Raw genomic sequence first — 18,645 nt, forward strand, 5'->3', positions numbered from 1 at the left:
TCCGTCACGTCCCGCCGGCAGGTGCCGCGGTGCGGCCGCCGGTCGTGCCCTGCCAGGGCCCGCGCGGGGTCGGCAGCCGCTCGACCCGCCCAAGAACTTGTCATCGACTTCGGCGTTCCTTCGGCAGATGTCGCCAGTGAGGGTGTGAGATGGGCCGCACTAGTTTGTGGCTTCTCGGGTCCACACCCACCGAATCTGGAGGCCTGCTCATGTCGATGTTCAAGTGGGACGTGGTCGATCCCGCCCCGGGTGAGGCGGTGCTGCCGCAGCAGCGCCTGCCGTGGGGCAAGACGATCGGGCTCGGTGCCCAGCACGTGGTCGCCATGTTCGGCGCCACCTTCGTGTTCCCGCTGGTGATGGGGCTCGACGCCAACCTCGCCATCATGTTCTCGGGCCTCTGCACCATCCTGTTCCTGCTGATCGTCCAGAACCGGGTGCCCAGCTACCTCGGCACCAGTGCCTCCTTCGTCGCCTCGGTCGCCGCGATCCGCGCTCTCGACGAGGGCAACGACTCCTCGTACGTCACGGGCGCGATCCTCGTGGGCGGCCTGGTGCTCGCCGCGGTCGGCGTGCTGATCCACTTCGCCGGCGCCGAGCTGATCCACCGCATCCTGCCGCCCGCCGTGACCGGCGCCGTCGTGATGCTCATCGGCTTCAACCTCGCCCCGGTCGTCGCGGGCATCTACTGGCCGCAGGACCAGTGGATCGCGCTCGCGACCGCGACCTTCATGGTGTTCGCCGCCGTCATGCTGCCGGGCTTCTGGTCGCGCATCGCGGTGTTCCTGGCCCTCATCTTCGGCTACCTGCTGTCGTGGCTCGCCGACCTGGTCTTCGGCCCCATCACCTCGGTCCTGGGCGGCGCGACCGAGGCCACCGAGCACGACCGCGTCTCGTGGGCGGGCGTCCAGGCCGCGGACTGGATCGGCCTGCCGAGCGGCACCCTGGCCGACGGCGTCTCCGTCGTCCACGGCCCGTCCTTCTCGCTGACCGCGATCCTGCTGGTCCTGCCGGGCGTCATCGCGCTGGTCGCCGAGAACACCGGACACGTCAAGGCGGTCGCCGAGATGACCGGCGAGGACCTCGACCCCTACATGGGCCGCGCGATCGGCGCCGACGGCGTCGCGACCGCGTTCGCCAGCGCCTTCGGTGGCTCGCCCACCACGACGTACGCCGAGAACATCGGGGTCATGGGCGCGACGCGCGTCTACTCCAGCGCCGCCTACTACGTCGCCGCGGTGGTCGCGATCCTGCTCGGGCTGTGCCCGAAGTTCGGCGCGATCGTCAACGCGACCCCGGGCGGCGTTCTCGGCGGCATCACCGTGGTGCTCTACGGGATGATCGGTCTGGTGGGAGCCAAGATCTGGGTGGAGAACGGCGTCGACTTCGGCAACCCGGTCAACCTGGTGGGCCTCGCCGGTGGCCTCATCGCCGGCATCGGCGGAGTGACCCTGACCTTCGGCGACGACTTCGAGCTCGGCGGCATCGCGCTGGGCACGATCCTGGTCATCGTGTTCTTCCACATGGTCAAGGGGCGGCTGGGTGAGTCCTCCACGTCCATCGCCGGCAGCCTCAACCACGTCGACCAGCATCGTCAGGCCGACCGGCCCGGTCGTGAGGGCTACGTCGACGAGACCGTCCACCCGGACGACGCCGGACGGCCCGGACACGTCGAGGACCACCGGGGTCTCGGCGGCGACCAGGCGGATCGCCGGCGCGGCTCGCACCGGGACGACTGACCTCGTGAAGCCCGCACCCTTCGCCTACCTGCGACCGTCCATCCTCGAGGAGGCCCTCGCGGCCCTCGCGGGCACGCAGGGGGCGAAGGTGCTGGCCGGCGGTCAGTCGCTCGTCCCGCTGCTGTCCATGCGCCTGGCCGCCCCGTCGATGCTGGTCGACATCAACGCCCTGCCCGACCTCGACCACGTGACGTCTGACGACGACGGGGTGCGCGTGGGGGCGCTCGCCCGGCACGCCGACGTCCTGGCCTCCTCGGGGGCCGCGGCCGCCCAGCCGCTGCTCGCCATGGCGCTGAGCCACGTTGCCCACCCGACGATCCGCAACCGCGGCACCACCGTCGGCTCCGTGGTGCACGCCGACGCCGCGGCCGAGATGCCGATGGTGCTGCGGCTGCTGGAGGGCTCGGTGGACGTCGCGTCGGTGCGCGGCCGTCGTACCGTCCCGGCGGCGGAGCTGTTCGCCGGCCCGCTCGAGACGACGCTGGCCCACGACGAGATCGCCGTCGAGGCGTTCTTCCCCGCCCTCGGGCCCGGCGCCGGGGTGGCGTTCCAGGAGATCGCCCGGCGCCACGGCGACTACGCCCTCGTCGGGGCCGCCGCGCACGTCGAGACCGACGGCGACGCGGTCACCCGCGCGCGCGTGGGCTACGTCTCGGCCAGCGACGTGCCGGTCGTCGTCGACGTCACCGACGCCGTGACGGACCCTGCCGGCGACCCCGCCGCCGCCGCGCTCGCGGAGCTCGAGCCGGCCGGCGACATCCACGCGAGCGCCGCCTACCGGGCCCACCTCGTCACGGTGCTCACCCCGCGGGTGCTGGCCGACGCGACCGACCACGCCCGCAGGCGGGCCGGCGAGAGGAGCAGCGCATGACCAGTCCCGCACCCGAGGAGCTGCACGACGTGCGCCTGCGCGTGAACGGCTCCGTCCACGAGGTACGGGTCCCGGCCCGACGGCTGCTCTCCGACGCGCTGCGGCACGACTGCGGGCTCACCGGCACCCACGTCGGCTGCGAGCACGGCGTCTGCGGCGCCTGCACGATCCTCGTGGACGGCAGGCCGGTGCGGTCCTGCCTGATGCTCGCGGTGTCGGCGGTCGACGCCGAGATCACGACGGTCGAGGGGCTGACCGAGCCCGACGGCTCGCTGTCGCCGGTGCAGCAGGCGTTCTCCGACTGCCACGGCCTGCAGTGCGGCTTCTGCACGCCGGGCTTCCTGACGACCATCACGGCGGGCCTGCGGGAGAACCCCGACCCCTCGGAGGACGAGGCCCGGGAGATGATCGCGGGCAACCTGTGCCGCTGCACCGGCTACCAGAACATCGTGCGCTCGGTGCTGCGCGCCGCCGAGATCGGCGCCGAGGGCCCTGCCTCCCGCTCCACCGACGTCGACGGCGGGGGTGAGGACCGGTGACCACGAAGCTCTTCGGCAGCAGGGTCCCCCGGGTGGAGGACCAGCGGTTCCTGCGCGGGCAGGGACGCTACGTCGACGACCTGCTCCACGACGACCCGCGCCTGCTGCACGCGGCGGTGCTGCGCTCGCCCCACGCGCACGCCCGCGTCGTCGACATCGACGTCGCCGACGTGCTGGACGTCGAGGGCGTCGTCGCGGTGTGGACCTGGGACGACCTCACCGGGCCGATGGCCGAGCCGCTGCCGTTGCTCATCCCGCACCCCACGCTCACCCACGGCCGCACGCAGTACGCCCTCGCGAAGGACGAGGTCAACTACGTCGGCGAGGCGATCGCCTTCGTCGTCGCGACCGACCGCTACGTCGCCGAGGACGCGGTCTCGCGCATCCGCGTCGACTACGAGCAGCTCCCGCCGGTCGTCGGCATCGCTGCCGCCAGGGAAGCCGCGCGCGCGGTGCACGACGACGTGCCCGACAACGTCGGCGCCCGCATGGTGCAGGAGACCGGCGACGCGCGGGCCGCCATCGCGGCCGCACCGCACACGCTCACGCTCGACCTCGACGTCGAGCGCTCGGCCTGCACGCCGATGGAGGGCCGCGGCACCGTGGCGCGGTGGGACCCCGACACCAGCCGGCTGACGGTGTGGTCGTCGACCCAGACCTCCACCGGCGTACGAGGCTGCGTGGCCGCCAAGCTCGGCCTGGACCTCGCGAAGGTCGACGTGGTCACCCCCGACGTGGGCGGCGGCTTCGGCGTGAAGATCAACCACCCGTGGCCCGAGGAGCTGCTGGTGCCGCTCGCGGCGATGACGCTGGGCCGGCCGGTGAAGTTCACCGAGGACCGCCGCGAGCACTTCATCTCCTCCGCGCACGAGCGGGCGCAGCAGCACCACGTGGAGGTCGGCTTCGACGACGACGGCCGCCTCCTCGGCCTCAGCGTGGAGTTCTGGCACGACCACGGCGCCTACACGCCCTACGGCCTCATCGTCCCGATCATCACCTCCACTCAGCTGCTCGGACCGTACAAGCCGCAGAACTACCGGGTGGCGTTCGAGTCGCTCTACACCAACACCGTGATCGTCACGCCCTACCGCGGCGCCGGCCGCCCGCAGGGCTGCTTCGTGATGGAGCGGACGATGGACGCGATCGCGGCGTACCTCGGCACGGACCGCACCGAGGTGCGCAGCGCGAACTTCATCCAGCCCGACGAGTTCCCCTACGAGCACGGGCTCGTGTTCCAGGACGGTCGCGAGCTGACCTACGACTCCGGTGACTACCCGGCGTCCCTCGCCAAGCTCAAGGAGCTGGTCGGGTGGGACGAGTTCGAGGACTTCCGCGCCGAGATGGCCGCCGAGGGCCGCCGGGTGGGCATCGGCCTCGCCTGCTACGTCGAGGGCACCGGCGTCGGCCCCTACGAGGGCGCGCACGTGCACATCGAGACCTCCGGCAGGGTCAAGGTCGCCACCGGGCTCACCACGCAGGGGCAGGGCCACCAGACCGCCTTCGCGCAGATCGTCGCCGACACGCTCGGGGTGCGGTTCGAGGACGTCGAGATCACCACCGGCGACACCCGCAAGATGCCGTACGCCGTGGGCACCTTCGCCTCCCGGGCGGCCGTGATGAGCGGTTCGGCGATCCACCTCGCGGCGCTGCGGGCGAAGGAGAAGGCGCTGCGGATCGCCGCGGAGGCGCTCGAGGCCGACGAGTCCGACCTCGAGATCGCCGACGGGGTGGTCTCGGTGCGGGGCACCGACGCCTCGATCGACCTCGGCACCGTCGCCGTGCTGTCGAACCCCCTGCGCTACGCCTTCGACGAGGCGTCCAAGGCCGCGACGCAGTTCTCCGTGGGCGACCCCGGCAAGCCGCCCGTCGCGGAGGACGACGAGCCGGGGCTGGAGGGCAAGGACTTCTACTCGCCGGCGCGGTCGACGTTCGCCAACGGCATGCACGCGGTGATCGTCGAGACCGACCCCGACACCGCCGAGATCAGCATCCTCAAGTACGCCGTCGTGCACGACTGCGGTCACCTCATCAACCCGATGATCGTCGAGGGGCAGATCCACGGCGGGGTGGCCCAGGGTGTCGGCGGCGCGCTCTACGAGCGGATGGCCTACGACGAGTCGGGGCAGCTGCTCAACGCCTCGTTCATGGACTTCCTCATGCCCTACGTCACCGAGGTGCCGACCTCGATCGACATCGACCACCTCGAGACGCCGTCCCCGCTCAACCCGCTGGGCATCAAGGGCGCCGGCGAGGCGGGTGTCATCCCGTCCGCCGCGGTGTTCGCGGCGGCCATCGAGGACGCCGAGCGGCCCCACCACCCGGACCTGGCGATCACCGCGATGCCGATCTCGCCGTCCGAGCTGTTCGAGCTGCGCCTCGCGCACGCCGCCGAGCCCGCCGCCGAGCCCGCCGCCGAGCACGCCGCCCAGAAGGAGACCCGATGAAGTTCACCGGAGAGAACGTCCTGGCCGCTCCCGTGGAGAAGGCGTGGGACGCGCTGCTCGACCCGGCGGTCCTCGTCCGCACCATCCCGGGCTGCGAGCGGCTCGAGGCGACGGGGGACAACGCGTACGCCATGACCGTGACCGCGGGGGTCGCCTCGATCCGCGGGACGTACGCCGGCTCCTGCGTGCTGACCGACCTGGTCGAGCACGAGTCGCTGGTGATGAGGCTCGAGGGCGCAGGCGCGCCGGGCACGATCGGCGCGACGGTCGACGTGCGGTTCACCCCCGAGGGGTCCTCGACGCGGGTGTCCTACGACGCCGACGCCGTCGTGGGCGGCATGATCGGCGGGGTCGGCCAGCGGATGCTGACCAGCGTCTCGCGCCGGATGGCGGGCGAGTTCTTCGGCAACGTCGACGCGGTGCTGGCCGGCGGGGGCGCCGCCGCCCCGTCCGTGACCGAGCCCGGTGAGGGCGCCGCCAGCGCTTCCCCCGAGCCGGCGACCGGCCGGGTGTTCACGGCCCCGGCCGCCGCCGCCACGACGGGGTCGCGCCAGGAGTTCCTGCTCGGCATCGCGGTCGGTGCCGGTCTGGTCACGCTCGGCGTGCTGATCGGGCGTCGCCGGTGACCGACCTGACGGTCGACTCCACCGCCCGCGAGCAGGCGGCTGCGGTGCGCTCGGGCGAGGTCTCGGCCCGCGAGCTGCTCGAGCTGCACCTCGACCGGATCGAGGAGCGCAACCCCGGGCTCAACGCCATCGTGTCCCTCGACGCGGAGCGGGCACGCGCGGCGGCGGCGGTCGCCGACCAGGCGCAGGCCTCCGGCGAGGAGTGCGGACCGCTGCACGGCCTGCCCTTCGCGGTGAAGGACACGCACGCGCTCCGCGGCTGGCGCACGACGTACGGCTCGCCGATCCACGCCGACGCCGTCGCCGACCACGACGACCTGCTGGTGGAGCGGATCCGTCGAGCCGGTGCGGTCTTCGTCGGCAAGACCAACGTCCCGGAGTTCGCCGCCGGCTCGCACACCTTCAACACCGTCTTCGGCGTCACCCGCAACCCCGTCGACCCCTCGCGCTCGGCGGGCGGGTCGAGCGGGGGAGCGGCCTGCGCGCTGGCGTCCGGCATGGTGCCCCTCGCCGACGGCTCCGACATGGGCGGCTCGCTGCGCAACCCGGCGTCGTTCTGCGGGGTGGTCGGCATGCGGCCCTCCCTCGGCCGGGTGCCGGAGTGGCCGCTGTACAACCAGTGGGAGACGACGTCGGTGGGCGGCCCGATGGGGCGCAACGTGGGTGACGTGGCCCTGCTGCTGTCCGTCATCGCGGGCCCTGACCCGCGCGCGCCGCACGCGCTGGGCGACCCCGGCTCCGCGTTCGCCCCTCCGCTGGCGCCCGCCCCGCTGGCGGGCCTGCGCGTGGCGTCCTCGGTCGACCTCGGCGGGGCGCTCGTGGTCGACCACGAGGTCGCCGCCGTCGTACGCTCCGCCGCCGCGCGGCTCTCCGACGCCGGTGCCGCCGTGGTCGAGGCCGCGCCCGACCTCGCGCTGGCCGACGACACCTTCCGCACGCTGCGGGCGTGGCACTTCCAGGCGAAGCTCGGCCCGCTGCTCGCCCGGCACCCGACGTCGTTCAAGCCCTCGCTGGAGGCCAACATCCGCGCCGGCGAGTCGCTGACGGGCGCGGATGTCGCGCGCGCGTACGCCCAGCGCACCGCCCTGTCGGAGACGATGCGGCTGTTCTTCGGCGACCACGACGTCCTGCTGCTGCCGACCTCGCAGGTGCCTCCGTTCCCGGTGGAGCAGGAGTACCCGGAGTCGATCAACGGCCAGGAGATGCCCGACTACCTGGCCTGGATGCGCTCGGCGTACTTCATCACCGTCACCGGCTGTCCCGCGATCTCCGTGCCGGCCGGCCGCACCGCCGAGGGGCTGCCCGTCGGCGTCCAGCTCGTCGCACGCCACGGTGCCGACCGCCGCCTCCTCGAGGTCGCGGCCGCCGTGGAGGAGCTGCTCGGCTGAGCGGACTTCCCGGGGGTTGTCCGAACTTCTCGGGGTGTGCAGGCCCCCGGAAGTTCGCAATCCCCCGCTTAGGCGGGGGATTCGCGACGACCCCCACCCTGTGGACAGACCTGTGCACGAACCACCCGAGGCTGGGGACGAGCACCCCGGCGCTGTGCACGACCCGCCGGAGCCGGAGGTACGCCGCACACGCAACCCGTACCGCAGGACTTGCCGACGAAACGGCGTTCGGTCGGCAACGTCTGCCGTGGCCTACGCCGCGGCCGCCTCGGTTGAATCGTCCCCATGGCGAGCACCCACCGGACGCGGCGGCGGATCAGGATCGGCATCGACACCGGCGGCACGTTCACCGACGTCGTGGCCCTCGACGAGGACTCCGGCGAGCTCGTCACCACGAAGACGCCGAGCACCCCGGGCAACCCCGCCGACGGGTTCATCGCCGGCATCGAGAAGATCCTCGGGATCGTCGGGGCCGACGGCGGTGACGTCAGCGCCGTCTCCCACGGCACGACGGTGGCCACCAACAAGCTGCTCGAGGGCAAGGTCGAGGCGCTCGGCTTCATCACGACCGAGGGCTACGAGTTCATGCTGGAGATCGCCCGCCAGTCCGTGCCCGACGGCTACGGCAACTCCTACTTCTGGGTCAAGCCCGACCGGATCGTCCCGGCCGACCGGGTCCGCACCGTCGGCGGGCGCCTCGACCACACGGGCGCGGAGATACGCCCCTTCGACGAGGAGGCCGCCGTCGCGGCGGCCCGGTGGTTCGCGGCGCGCGGCATCACCACCATCGGCGTCTGCCTGCTGCACGCCTACGCCAACGACGACCACGAGCTGCGGATGCGCGACGTGCTGCGCCGTGAGCACCCCGACGCCGTGGTGTCGATCTCCAGCGAGGTGCTCCGCGAGTACCGCGAGTACGAGCGCTCGATGACCACGCTCGTCGACGCGGCGGTCAAGCCCAACGTGAGCCGCTACGTCACCAACATCCAGGACCGCCTGCACGCCTTCACCGGTGGCCCCAGCACGGGCGGCGCGCCCATTCCGTTCTACGTGATGAAGTCCAACGGCGGCGTGCTGTCGGCCGACGAGGTCGTGCACCAACCGATCACCACGGTGCTCTCCGGCCCGGCCGCCGGCGCCCTCGGCGCCGCGCTCATCGCCGAGGTCGCCGGCTTCCCGCGGGTGCTGACCTGCGACGGCGGCGGTACGTCGACCGATGTGTCCGTCGTGCTCGACGGCGAGCCGACCCTCACGACCGAGGGGACCGTCGGCGCCTACCCCAGCAAGATCCCGATGATCGACGTCGTCACCGTCGGCGCCGGCGGCGGGTCGATCGCCTGGCTCTCGCCCGAGGGCACGCTGAAGGTCGGGCCGCAGTCGGCCGGCGCCGACCCCGGGCCGCTGTGCTACGCCAAGGGCGGCACGGAGCCGACGATCACCGACGCTCACGTGACGCTGGGGCGCATCCCGCCCCACCTCCTCGGCGGGGAGATCCCGCTGGACGTCGAGGCCGCCCGCAGGGGCATCGCCGACCTCGCCGAGCGGCTCGGCCTGGACTTCGAGCGCTGCGCCACCGGCATCCTGGAGATCTCCGCGTGGAACCAGGCCAACGCGCTGCGCCAGGTCAGCGTCAAGCGCGGCCTCGACGTGCGCGACTTCATGCTGACGACCTTCGGCGGCTCCGGGTCGCTGCTCGCCTGCCGGCTCGTCGACATCCTCGACCTCGCCGGGGTCGTCGTGCCGCCCAACCCGGGCAACGTCAGCGCCTTCGGCCTGCTCACCGTCGACGTGAAGAACGACTACGTGCAGACCCACGTCGCGAAGGAGTCGGCGCTCGACCACGCCGTCGTGCAGGGCATCCTCGACGACCTCACGGAGCGGGCACGCGAGGCGCTGGCCAAGGAGGGCTTCGCGCCGGCGCAGCACCGGTTCCAGCGCAGCGTCGACGTGCGCTACGTCGGCCAGGCGTTCGAGGTGCGCGTCGCGGCGCCCGAGGGCCGCGTCGACGCGGCGTACGTCGAGCAGGTCGCCGAGGCCTTCCACGCCGAGCACCGCCAGCTCTACGGCTACGACTTCCGCGGCGACCGCGACCAGCAGGTCGAGTGGGTCAACCTGCGCGTCACCGGCATCGGTCCGATCACCCGGCCCGCGATCCCCACGCTGGACAAGGCCGAGGGCGACCTGCGCGAGCGGGCCGAGGACGGCCGGCGCCCCGTGTGCTTCGACCCCGAGCAGGGCTACGTCGACACCCCGGTCGTCCGGCGCGCCGACCTCGGCGCCGGCGACACGTTCAGCGGCCCCGCGATCGTCGAGGAGTTCGGCTCCACCATCCCCGTGCACCCCGGCTTCGAGGTCGTGGTCGACGACTGGGCCAACCTCGTGATCCGGAAGGAGGCCGCCCGATGAGCGGCACCGCCCCCACCACCGCCGGCCCGACGACCCGCGCGGTCGACCCGGCGTACGTCACGGCGAAGCCGGTCAACCCCGCCGGACTGCCCACGTCGTACGAGCACGGCGGCCGGCTCACCCCACCGGGCACGGGCGTCGACCCGATCCTCGTCGAGATCGTGCAGGGCACCCTCGCCAGCGTCGAGATGGAGGTCGAGACCGCGATCGGTCGCACCAGCCGCTCGCCGATGATCCGCGACGCCCACGACTTCCGCGCCGGCATCCACGACCGGCAGCTGCGCAAGCTCACCGGCCGCTCCTACAGCGCGCTGGTGCACCCGATCGTGCGGGACTTCCCGATCGCGGAGATGCGCGAGGGCGACGTGTTCTTCCACAACGACGTGTACGAGTCCGAGGGCGGCATCGGCCACCTGCCGGACCTCTGCGTGACGGTGCCGGTCTTCCACGAGGGCGAGGTCGTCGCCTTCGTGCAGGCCTTCGGCCACCACGACGACATCGGCGGCGCGGTGCCGGGCTCGATGCCCAGCAACGCGACGACCGTCTACGAGGAGGGGCTGGCCGTCCCGCCGATCAAGCTCTGGGACGCCGGCGTCCCCAACCGGTCCGCGCTGCGGATCATGACGCGCAACTCGCGGATGCCCGACAGCCTGGCCGCCGACCTCGACGCCGAGTGCTCCGCCTGCCTGATGGGGGCGCGCCGGCTCGGCGAGCTGTTCGCCCGCTACGGCCGGGACGCCATCGAGGCGTCGTTCGACGCCATCCTCGACGCGACCACCGAGACCTACCGACGCGAGATCCTGTCCAAGATCCCCGACGGCACCTACGTGTGGGAGGACTACGCCGAGCACGACGGCGTCGACGAGCCGCAGCTGCACACGCAGCGGATCACCCTCACCAAGGTCAGCGACGCACCGGCCGACCCCGACAACGGCCGTCCGGCGGGGCCGCGGCTGATCATCGACTTCACCGGCACCAGCGCCCAGGCGAGGGGTCCGATCAACCACTGCGGCGACTACGTCGGCGGCAACTTCCTCAAGAAGTGGCTCGCGCCGATCCTGCGCAACCTCGCCGACACCCCCGAGCGGATGGCCGAGCTCGACGTCAACGAGGGCATCGTTCCCCTGATCGAGATGCGCTTCCCCGAGAAGGGCACGCTCCTGACCCCGATCCACCCCGCGCCCACCAACGCCCGCACCTTCGTCATCCTGCGGCTGCTCGGCGTGCTCGCCGGCGTCGTGGCCAAGGCCGTCGACGGCAGGATGCCGGCCGACCAGGAGACCATCCGCTACACCGGCGTCTACGGCAAGGACCTCGACGGCAACGACTACCTGATGCGCGAGGTGCTCGGCGGCGGCTCGGGCGGCCGCTACTACGCCGACGGCGAGGACACCATCCACGTCGTCCCCGACTCGCGCAACCTGCCGACGGAGTTCACCGAGTCGCGCTTCCCGTTCGTCGTCGAGCGCCTCGGCCTGGCGATCGACTCCGGCGGCGCGGGGGAGCACCGCGGCGGCCTCGGCTACGAGAAGCACATCCGGATGCTCGCCGACGCCCACTTCATGTCCATCGCCGACCGCTCGATCCTCGCGTGCTGGGGGGTGCGCGGCGGCAAGGCCGGCGCGCCGTTCCAGGTCGTCATCGACCCCGGTGGTCCCGACGAGCGCGAGGTCGACGCCCTGGCCGACGCGGAGGTCGTCAAGGCCGGCCAGGTGGTGCGCATCCGCACCACGGGCGGCGGCGGCTGGGGCGACCCGCTGGCCCGCGACCCCGAGCTCGTCGTGCGTGACGTGCTCTGGCGCAAGGTGTCCCCGGAGGCGGCGCTGCGCGACTACGGCGTCGTGCTCACCGGGTCGGTCGACGAGGGCGACCTGGGGCACGACCCGCGCGCGACGGAGGCGGAGCGGGCCGGCCGGGCGCCCTGGGACCGCAGCGCGGACGCGTTCTTCCACCGCGGCCCGGGCTACGCCGCGCTCGCCGACGGGGCGGCGTTCGCCGAGGTCGACAGGATCTGAGCCGGTGCGCGTCGCAGTCGTCGGTGGCCACGGCAAGACCGGGCGCGCCGTGTGCGCCGCGCTCGCCGGTCGCGGCGTCGACGCCCGGCCCCTGGGGCGGGCGGACTGGGCCGACCTCGCCGGGGCGGTCGCGGGCTGCGACGCGGCGTACGTCATCGCGCCCAACCTGCACCCCGACGAGCCGGCGTACGTCGCCGAGGCGCTCAGGGCCCTGACCGAGGCCGGGGTGCGGCGCGCGGTCTACCACTCCGTCGCCTCGCCCTACGCGCCCGCGATGCCGCACCATCTCGGCAAGGCGGTCGCCGAGGACCTGGTGCGCCGGTCCGGGCTCGGCTGGACGATCCTGCAGCCCGGCGCGTACCTGCAGAACCTCGACCTGACCGGGCCGCTCGACCTGCCCTACTCGCCCGACGTGCCGTTCGGCTTCCTCGACCTCGCCGACCTCGGCCGCGCGGCGGCCGTGGTGCTCACCGAGCCCGGCCACGACGGGGCGACGTACGAGCTGGCGACGCGGCGGGCGACGGTGCGCGAGCTGGCCTCCGAGGCCGGCGTGGACGTCCGGCGGGTGCCGGACCCGCAGCTCCATCCGTGGCTGAGCGCGATGTTCGCCCACTACGACGACCACGGCCTGCCGGTGGGCACGCGGGTGCTGGCGTGGTTGCTGGGTCGGCCCCCGTCCCCGGCGACTACTTGATGCCGGTGCGCGCCATGCCCTGCACGAAGTAGCGCTGGAGGAACAGGAACAGCACCACGAGCGGCAGGCAGGTGAGCAGGGCAGCTGCCATGAGTCCGCCGTAGTCCGCGTCGTACTGTCCCTGGAGGAAGCGCAGCGACACCGGCAGCGTGTAGAGCGCCGGGTCCTTCAGCGCGATCAGCGGCCACAGGAAGTCATTCCACTGGGCCATGAACGCCAGCAGGACGAGGACGGCGATCAGGGGCTTGCAGAGCGGCAGCACGATGCGCAGGAAGATCCGCAGCTGTCCCGCCCCGTCGATCGTGGCCGCCTCGAGGAGCTCGTCGGGGATCGCGAGGAGGAACTGCCGGGCGAGGAAGATGCCGAAGGCGGTCGCGGCGGAGGGCAGGATCACCGCCCAGAACGTGCCGAAGAGGCCGAGGTCGATGACCGTGCGGAACTGGGGGAACATGATCGCCTGGGCCGGGATCATCATCGTGGAGATGATCAGGACGAACACCGCGTCGCGGCCCAGGAAGCGGAGCTTGGCCAAGGCGTAGCCGGCCAGGAGGTTGACCGTCACCGAGATCGCCGTGGTCACCGCGGCCACCATGACCGAGTTCACGAACCAGGTCCCGACCGGGAAGCGGGCGAAGAGGCTCGTGAAGTTGTCGGTGGTGAACGCGTCGGGCCACAGCTGGGCGCCGGCGTCGAACAGCGCGTCGCGCGGGGTGAATGCCACGACGAGCATGCAGTACAGCGGGAACAGCATGATCGCGCAGACGCCCGCCACCACGACGAACCGTGTCCAGCGGCTCACCGGGTGCCTCCGGCGGGCCGGGCCTCCGCCCGCTCGCGGCGCAGCCGCAGGACCACCACCACCAGCGTCAGCAGGAAGATCACCACCCCGATCGTGGAGCCGTAGCCGAAGTCGCGGGTCGGCCCGAAGCCCTGGTCGTAGGCGTAGGTCACGAGCATCTCCGTGTCGTTGCCGGGCCCCCCGCCGGTCATGACGTAGACGATGTCGAAGACCTGGAAGGACCAGATCACGTTCATCACCAGCAGGAAGAACGTCGGGGCGGAGAGCATCGGCACGGTCACCCACCAGAAGCGCTGCAGCGCGCCGGCGCCGTCGACCTCTGCGGCCTCGGTGACCTCGCGCGGCACGTCCTGGAGGGCCGCGAGGTAGACGACCATCGCGAAGCCGAGGCGGGTCCAGATCGTCATGACGACCACCGACACCATCGCGAGCGTCCCGTCGGTCTGCCACCTCGCGCCGTCGAGCCCGGCCGCGGCCAGCATGCCGTTCAGCATGCCGACGCCCTCGTCGAACATCAGCAACCCGATGAGCGCCACCACCAGGCCGCTGATGACGATCGGCACGAAGATGATGGTGCGCAGCACCGCGCGCGCCGGGACCGCGGAGTCGAGCAGGACGGCGAGGACGAGGCCGGCCGCGATGCTCGTGGGGACCGTGGCCGCGGTGAACACGAGCGTGTTGGCGAGCGTGCGCCAGAAGACGTCCTCCGACAGCAGCCGCCGGTAGTTGTCGAGCCCGACCCACGTGCTGCCGCCGAACGAGGACACGTCCTGGAACGACATCGCGAGGGCCGAGACCAGCGGCAGGAAGAGGAACGCGACGAGGAGCACGAGGTTCGGCGAGACGAACGCCCAGCCGACGGCCGCCTCGCGTCCGCCGCGACGGCGGCGCCGCGGGCGGCGGTCGCCCGGCAGCAGCGGGGGAGCGACGGCCGGGGCCGCTCGCGTCGACGTGCTCATCGGCGCCGGGACCTCAGCCGGCCGCGGACTCGAGCGCGTCGGCGATGTTGGTGAGCGTGTCGTCCACCGACTGACCGTCCACGAAGCACAGCTCGAGCTCGTTCTGCAGCACGGTGTTGATCTCGGCGAAGAACGGAACGGTCACCTGCGCCACGTCGTCTGGCGTCATGGTGGTCGCCTGCTCGACGAAGGTGGGCATGAGGTCGGGACGCACGGCGAAGTCGAGCTCGGCGTCGACGAGCGACTGACGCGTCGGCAGCTCGGTGGTCTCCTCGCAGAAGGTGCGCATGTTGTCGGGATCCACCATGAAGCGCAGGAAGGTCGCCGCCAGGTCGGCGTTGTCCGTGGCGGCCGCGGCGACCAGGGCGTTGCCGCCCAGGTCGGTGCTCGCGCGGACGTCGCGCGGCTGGTAGGTCACCTGCCACTCGAAGCCGTCGCCGATGCTCGTCTCGAGCGAGGGCAGCAGGAAGTCGCCGACGAAGGCCATCGCCACCTTCTGCGAGGCGAACGCCGTGTCGGGGTAGGTGGCGCCCTTCACCGAGGTGTTGGGCGGGACCCAGCCCCGCTGGAGGAACTGGCGCGTGTACTCGAGTGCCTTGCGACCCTCCGCGCTGACGATCGCCGGGGTGCGCAGGTCGTCGCCGAGCAAGCGGCCGTCGGCCTCGAAGAGCCAGGTCAGCCACCGGTAGGCGCCGAGCTGCTGCCAGTCGTAGGCGAACGGGAAGACCCCGTCGGGCAAGGACCCCCGCAGCTGCTCTGCGACGTCGGCGAACTCCTGCCAGGACCATGCCGAGTCCAGCGAGTCCGGGACCCCTGCGATGCCGGCCTCGCGCAGCAGCCGCGGCTGGTAGACGATCGCCGTGGTGTCGGTCTGGTGCGGGACGCCGTAGGGGGTCCCGTTGTACTGGACCGCCTGGAACAGGGCCGGGATGAGGTCGCCCGTGAGGTCGTCGTCGAGCTGGTCGCCGAGGTCGAGCAGCTGGTCGGTGCTGCTGTACGTGCCGAGCGTGGGGTAGTCCACCCGGAAGACGTCGGGCGGGTTGCCGGCCTGCAGCTCGGTGTCGACGGCGGTGAACATCTCGGCGTACGGCACCACCTCGAGCTCGACGCTCACGCCCTCGGCCTCGTTGAAGGCCGCGACGAGCCGGGTGAACGCGTTCTTCTCCGCGTCGCTCGCCCACGTCTTGAAGCGCAGGGTGTCCGAGCCGCCACCGCCGCCGCTCTCCTGCCGCGAGAAGCCGCCGCAGGCGCTCAGCGACGAGGCGGCCGTCACGCCGCCGACGGCGCCGAGCAGCGTCCGACGGGAGAGGTGGAGTGCCGGCGGGCCCGCGGGACGCGCGTTCATCACGACACCTTCGCGGATCGCCGGACGGCCGCCACCACCCTTCTGGGCGAGACGGCGGCGCGCGGGGCGGTGGACCGTGATTGACCGCTCGGCTCCGGGTCCGCTTCCCTGACCGGGTGACGGGCGGGGCGGGTGCATCCTCGGCAGCGCACGGACCGGACGAGGCGCGAGACGTCGAGGCCGCGCTGCGCGAGGTGGCCGAGCGGTTCGTGTCCGCCCTCGGCCCCGATCGGCTGATCGAGTTCCCGGTCACGCAGCTCGACCGCGTCGGCGTACCGGTGTGGGCGACGTGGTGGACCGGCGCGGACGGTCGCGGGGAGTCCACCACGTCGGGGCTCGGCTACGGCGCCACGGAGCTGAGGGCCCGCGTCGGGGCGCTCGGCGAGTGCGTCGAGCACGTGGGCTCGCGGCTCGCCCTGGCAGGACGGGAGGTCGAGCGCGGGTCCACCCGCGAGATGCGCCGGCGGCACGGCCACCACGGCGTCGTCGACCCCCGTCTGCTCGGCCTCCCCGCCGGGACGGACTTCGACGACGACCGGCCGCTGGCGTGGTGGGCGCTGCGCCGGCTGCGTGGCGGGAGCCTGACCGACGAGCAGGTGCTCGCGCCCGCCGAGCTGGTCGCCAGCGCGCGCGGCGAGCTGCCGGCAGAGGCGGCGCCGGGCGGCTGGCTCGTCACCCCGGTGACCAACGGGCTCGGTGCCGGCGGGCGGCTCGAGCAGGCGATCGCGCACGGCGTCCTGGAGGTCCTGCAGCGTGACGGCAACGGCCTGACCTTCCGGGCGATGGACACCGGCGTCGTCCTCGACCTCGACGGGGTGCGCGACGCCGAGACCCTCGCCGTGCTGGACCGGCTGCGCGCCGCCGGCGTCGACGTCGTCGCCAAGCTGGCCGCGACCGACTTCGGCATGGCGAACATCGACGTGGTCGGCATGGCGGACGACGACGACATCCTCTCGGCCACCGCGTGCGGCGAGGCGGTGCATCCCGATCGCGAGGAGGCGCTGCGCAAGGCCGTGCTGGAGTTCGCCAGCGCCCGGGCGCGCAAGCAGCTGATGCACGGCCCGCTCGACGCCGTCCGAGGCGTGGCGCCGCCCGAGTTCCTCGCCCAGGTGGAGGCGGTCGACCCCGCCGGCGAGGAGCAGCGGGTGCTCGCGGCGATGCTCGCCTGGCTGAGGGCGCCGCGCGAGCACTGGGAGCCGCTGCTGCGCGGGAAGGTGCTGGCGCGCAGGACCACCGTCCGCTTCACCGACCTCCCGAGCGAGGCGGTGGCCGGCGACGACGTGCTCGCGGTCCTGTGCGGCCGTCTGGAGTCCGAGGGCCACGAGGTGCTCGTCGCCGACCTCTCCCCGGCGCCCGAGGACGGGGTGCACGCCGCGAAGGTGCTGGTGCCCGGCCTCGAGGTGGAGACGGTCGCCTACGGCCGGATCGGTGAGCGCAACGTGCGCCGCCTCGTGCAGGCGGGGCGCACCGACCTCGTCCGCGTGGGGGAGGCGCCGGCCGGGTGGGCTCGGGTGCACCTGACGGCGGAGGCCGAGCAGCGGCTTGGGGGCCCGGCCTGGCTCGACCGGCACGCCCTCGACGCGGTGGCCGGGTCACTGCTGCCGCTGTACCGCGAGCCCGGATGGCACGCCGCGCAGGTCGCGCTGGCACGCGCAGGGGCCGGGGGTCAGTCGGCGATGCGCACGTAGGCGGTGTTCGTTACGGCGTACCTGACGCCCGAGGCCAGCACCGCGTCGCCGGCGACCGTGCCCGGCACCGGCACCGTGCCGTGCAGGAACGCGAAGGCGGGCGGCACCGTCCCGGTCAGCTCGGTGATCAGCCGCACCGGCTCGTGCACCTCCCGCTCGACGTCCTCGGCGGTGAGGATCTCGTCGGCGCCGGTGTGGTGCGCGGTGTGCGCCGCGACGACGTGCCGCTCGGCGATCCGAGCGAGGTCGTCCCACGTCATCAGCCACGGGCCGTCGGGCTCGTCGGGGAGCAGGTCGATGGCGTGCGCCGCGGCGTAGTCGCGCTGCTGCTCGTGCGGGACGTCGAGGGCACCGGTCGGCGGGAGGAACCAGCCGGTCAGGCCGAGCTCCTCGAGGGCCGGCACGGCGACCGTGACGTGGTTGCGGTAGGCGTCGTAGAAGCACGGCACGAAGCCGGGTCGCTCGAGCCCCCAGTCGCCGGTCTCGACGAACCGGTCGAGGTGCTCGGGCAGCACCGGGTCGAACCGGGCGGCGTACCAGGCCAGCTCCGCCCGCAGCGTGGACCGGTCCGTGGCGGGGGTGTTGTGCCAGTTCACCACGCGCACGTAGCGACCCGCGGCGAAGGCGGCGCGCTGGCGGGCCGGCTCGAGGACGCCGCTCACGACACCTCCTGCGGTCGAGCGTGCAGGTGGTGGTCGCTGAGCACGACGAGCACGTCGATGAGCTCGCGCCCTCCGCCGGTGAGGTCGGGGGCGTCCGGCGGCTCGTGCGCGGGTCGAGGGAAGCCGGCTCGGGCGAGTGCGTCGTGGTAGTGGTCGAACAGCTCCGCCAGGCGGGTGTCTGCCGGACGGGACGAGGCGCCCGGCTGGTCGCTGCTGCCACGGCCAGGGCGCGCGTCGACCACGGCGACGTACATCGCGATGCCCTCGCGCTCGAGGTCGGCGGCGCGGCAGGACGCCAGCGCCGCCAGGACGTCGCGCGCCGGTTCGGTGGCGAGGTCGTCGGGCAGGTCGGCGGGCAGCACGGCCCGAGCCTGTCACAGCGACGTCCTGGACCGAGCGCTCCGAGGCCGGCGCCGGCACGGAGCACTGCGAGCCGCGCCGCGCCGGGTCACCGCCGATGTGATCTGCGTAAC

At 72.9% G+C, this 18,645-nt stretch carries 15 protein-coding genes; 10 read left to right on the top strand and 5 right to left on the bottom strand.

Annotation, left to right across the window (positions count from 1 at the left end):
- Positions 1 to 209: 209 nt before the first annotated feature.
- The 9 genes from J3P38_RS13595 (at position 210) to J3P38_RS13635 (ending at position 12,719) form a co-directional block, all read left to right on the top strand.
- Positions 210 to 1,736: a uracil-xanthine permease family protein gene (locus tag J3P38_RS13595; RefSeq protein ID WP_210504066.1), complete on the top strand. Its 1,527-nt coding sequence runs from the start codon at positions 210 to 212 to the stop codon at positions 1,734 to 1,736.
- Between the two features lie 4 nt (positions 1,737 to 1,740).
- Complete coding sequence (locus tag J3P38_RS13600) at positions 1,741 to 2,607, top strand: FAD binding domain-containing protein (protein WP_210504067.1); 867 nt, start codon at positions 1,741 to 1,743, stop codon at positions 2,605 to 2,607.
- The gene (locus J3P38_RS13605; protein WP_210504068.1) at positions 2,604 to 3,146 is read left to right on the top strand and encodes a (2Fe-2S)-binding protein; all 543 of its coding nucleotides are present in this window, start codon (positions 2,604 to 2,606) and stop codon (positions 3,144 to 3,146) included. The genes J3P38_RS13600 and J3P38_RS13605 overlap by 4 nt, the downstream gene beginning before the upstream one ends.
- On the top strand, positions 3,143 to 5,590 hold the full coding sequence (gene cutA / locus J3P38_RS13610; protein ID WP_210504069.1) for an aerobic carbon-monoxide dehydrogenase large subunit: 2,448 nt from the start codon (positions 3,143 to 3,145) through the stop codon (positions 5,588 to 5,590). The genes J3P38_RS13605 and cutA overlap by 4 nt, the downstream gene beginning before the upstream one ends.
- A complete protein-coding gene (locus tag J3P38_RS13615) occupies positions 5,587 to 6,216 on the top strand; it encodes an SRPBCC family protein (RefSeq protein ID WP_210440313.1) in 630 nt (209 codons plus the stop codon). The genes cutA and J3P38_RS13615 overlap by 4 nt, the downstream gene beginning before the upstream one ends.
- On the top strand, positions 6,213 to 7,604 hold the full coding sequence (locus tag J3P38_RS13620; protein WP_210440314.1) for an amidase: 1,392 nt from the start codon (positions 6,213 to 6,215) through the stop codon (positions 7,602 to 7,604). The genes J3P38_RS13615 and J3P38_RS13620 overlap by 4 nt, the downstream gene beginning before the upstream one ends.
- A 285-nt stretch (positions 7,605 to 7,889) precedes the next feature.
- Entirely contained in the window at positions 7,890 to 10,010 is a 2,121-nt protein-coding gene (locus tag J3P38_RS13625) for a hydantoinase/oxoprolinase family protein (RefSeq protein WP_210440315.1), read from the top strand.
- A complete protein-coding gene (locus J3P38_RS13630) occupies positions 10,007 to 12,025 on the top strand; it encodes a hydantoinase B/oxoprolinase family protein (protein WP_210504070.1) in 2,019 nt (672 codons plus the stop codon). The genes J3P38_RS13625 and J3P38_RS13630 overlap by 4 nt, the downstream gene beginning before the upstream one ends.
- Positions 12,026 to 12,029: 4 nt before the next feature.
- Positions 12,030 to 12,719: an SDR family oxidoreductase gene (locus tag J3P38_RS13635; RefSeq protein ID WP_210504071.1), complete on the top strand. Its 690-nt coding sequence runs from the start codon at positions 12,030 to 12,032 to the stop codon at positions 12,717 to 12,719.
- Here the strand turns inward: J3P38_RS13635 and J3P38_RS13640 are convergent.
- The 3 genes from J3P38_RS13640 to J3P38_RS13650 are packed head-to-tail and all read right to left on the bottom strand — an operon-like array spanning position 12,712 to position 15,822.
- Positions 12,712 to 13,518, bottom strand: coding sequence for a carbohydrate ABC transporter permease (locus tag J3P38_RS13640; RefSeq protein WP_210440318.1), 807 nt, complete (start codon positions 13,516 to 13,518; stop codon positions 12,712 to 12,714). The two genes, J3P38_RS13635 and J3P38_RS13640, sit on opposite strands and share 8 nt — an antisense overlap.
- On the bottom strand, positions 13,515 to 14,477 hold the full coding sequence (locus tag J3P38_RS13645) for a carbohydrate ABC transporter permease (RefSeq protein WP_210440319.1): 963 nt from the start codon (positions 14,475 to 14,477) through the stop codon (positions 13,515 to 13,517). The genes J3P38_RS13640 and J3P38_RS13645 overlap by 4 nt, the downstream gene beginning before the upstream one ends.
- Positions 14,478 to 14,490: 13 nt before the next feature.
- On the bottom strand, positions 14,491 to 15,822 hold the full coding sequence (locus J3P38_RS13650) for an ABC transporter substrate-binding protein (protein WP_210440320.1): 1,332 nt from the start codon (positions 15,820 to 15,822) through the stop codon (positions 14,491 to 14,493).
- Positions 15,823 to 15,938: 116 nt separating this feature from the next.
- Between J3P38_RS13650 and J3P38_RS13655 the strand changes: the two genes are divergently transcribed.
- Positions 15,939 to 17,510, top strand: coding sequence for a YcaO-like family protein (locus J3P38_RS13655; RefSeq protein WP_210440321.1), 1,572 nt, complete (start codon positions 15,939 to 15,941; stop codon positions 17,508 to 17,510).
- On the opposite strand, the gene J3P38_RS13660 is transcribed toward J3P38_RS13655, so the two are convergent.
- Positions 17,489 to 18,172, bottom strand: a complete 684-nt coding sequence (locus tag J3P38_RS13660) for a polysaccharide deacetylase family protein (protein WP_210440322.1) — start codon at positions 18,170 to 18,172, stop codon at positions 17,489 to 17,491. The genes J3P38_RS13655 and J3P38_RS13660 overlap by 22 nt on opposite strands.
- On the bottom strand, positions 18,169 to 18,534 hold the full coding sequence (locus J3P38_RS13665; protein WP_210504072.1) for a hypothetical protein: 366 nt from the start codon (positions 18,532 to 18,534) through the stop codon (positions 18,169 to 18,171). Before J3P38_RS13665 ends, J3P38_RS13660 begins: the two co-directional genes overlap by 4 nt.
- Between the last annotated feature and the right edge of the window lie 111 nt (positions 18,535 to 18,645).

The organism is Nocardioides xinjiangensis, assembly GCF_017916455.1.
Taxonomy (GTDB): domain Bacteria; phylum Actinomycetota; class Actinomycetes; order Propionibacteriales; family Nocardioidaceae; genus Nocardioides; species Nocardioides xinjiangensis.

What these genes read in the sequence shown, in the direction of transcription:
- J3P38_RS13595 (WP_210504066.1), top strand. Translation starts at nt 210, where the DNA reads ATGTCGATGTTCAAGTGGGACGTGGTCGATCCCGCCCCGGGTGAGGCG.
- J3P38_RS13605 (WP_210504068.1), top strand. Translation starts at nt 2,604, where the DNA reads ATGACCAGTCCCGCACCCGAGGAGCTGCACGACGTGCGCCTGCGCGTG.
- J3P38_RS13615 (WP_210440313.1), top strand. Translation starts at nt 5,587, where the DNA reads ATGAAGTTCACCGGAGAGAACGTCCTGGCCGCTCCCGTGGAGAAGGCG.
- J3P38_RS13625 (WP_210440315.1), top strand. Translation starts at nt 7,890, where the DNA reads ATGGCGAGCACCCACCGGACGCGGCGGCGGATCAGGATCGGCATCGAC.
- J3P38_RS13630 (WP_210504070.1), top strand. Translation starts at nt 10,007, where the DNA reads ATGAGCGGCACCGCCCCCACCACCGCCGGCCCGACGACCCGCGCGGTC.
- J3P38_RS13645 (WP_210440319.1), bottom strand. Translation starts at nt 14,477, where the DNA reads ATGAGCACGTCGACGCGAGCGGCCCCGGCCGTCGCTCCCCCGCTGCTG.
- J3P38_RS13650 (WP_210440320.1), bottom strand. Translation starts at nt 15,822, where the DNA reads ATGAACGCGCGTCCCGCGGGCCCGCCGGCACTCCACCTCTCCCGTCGG.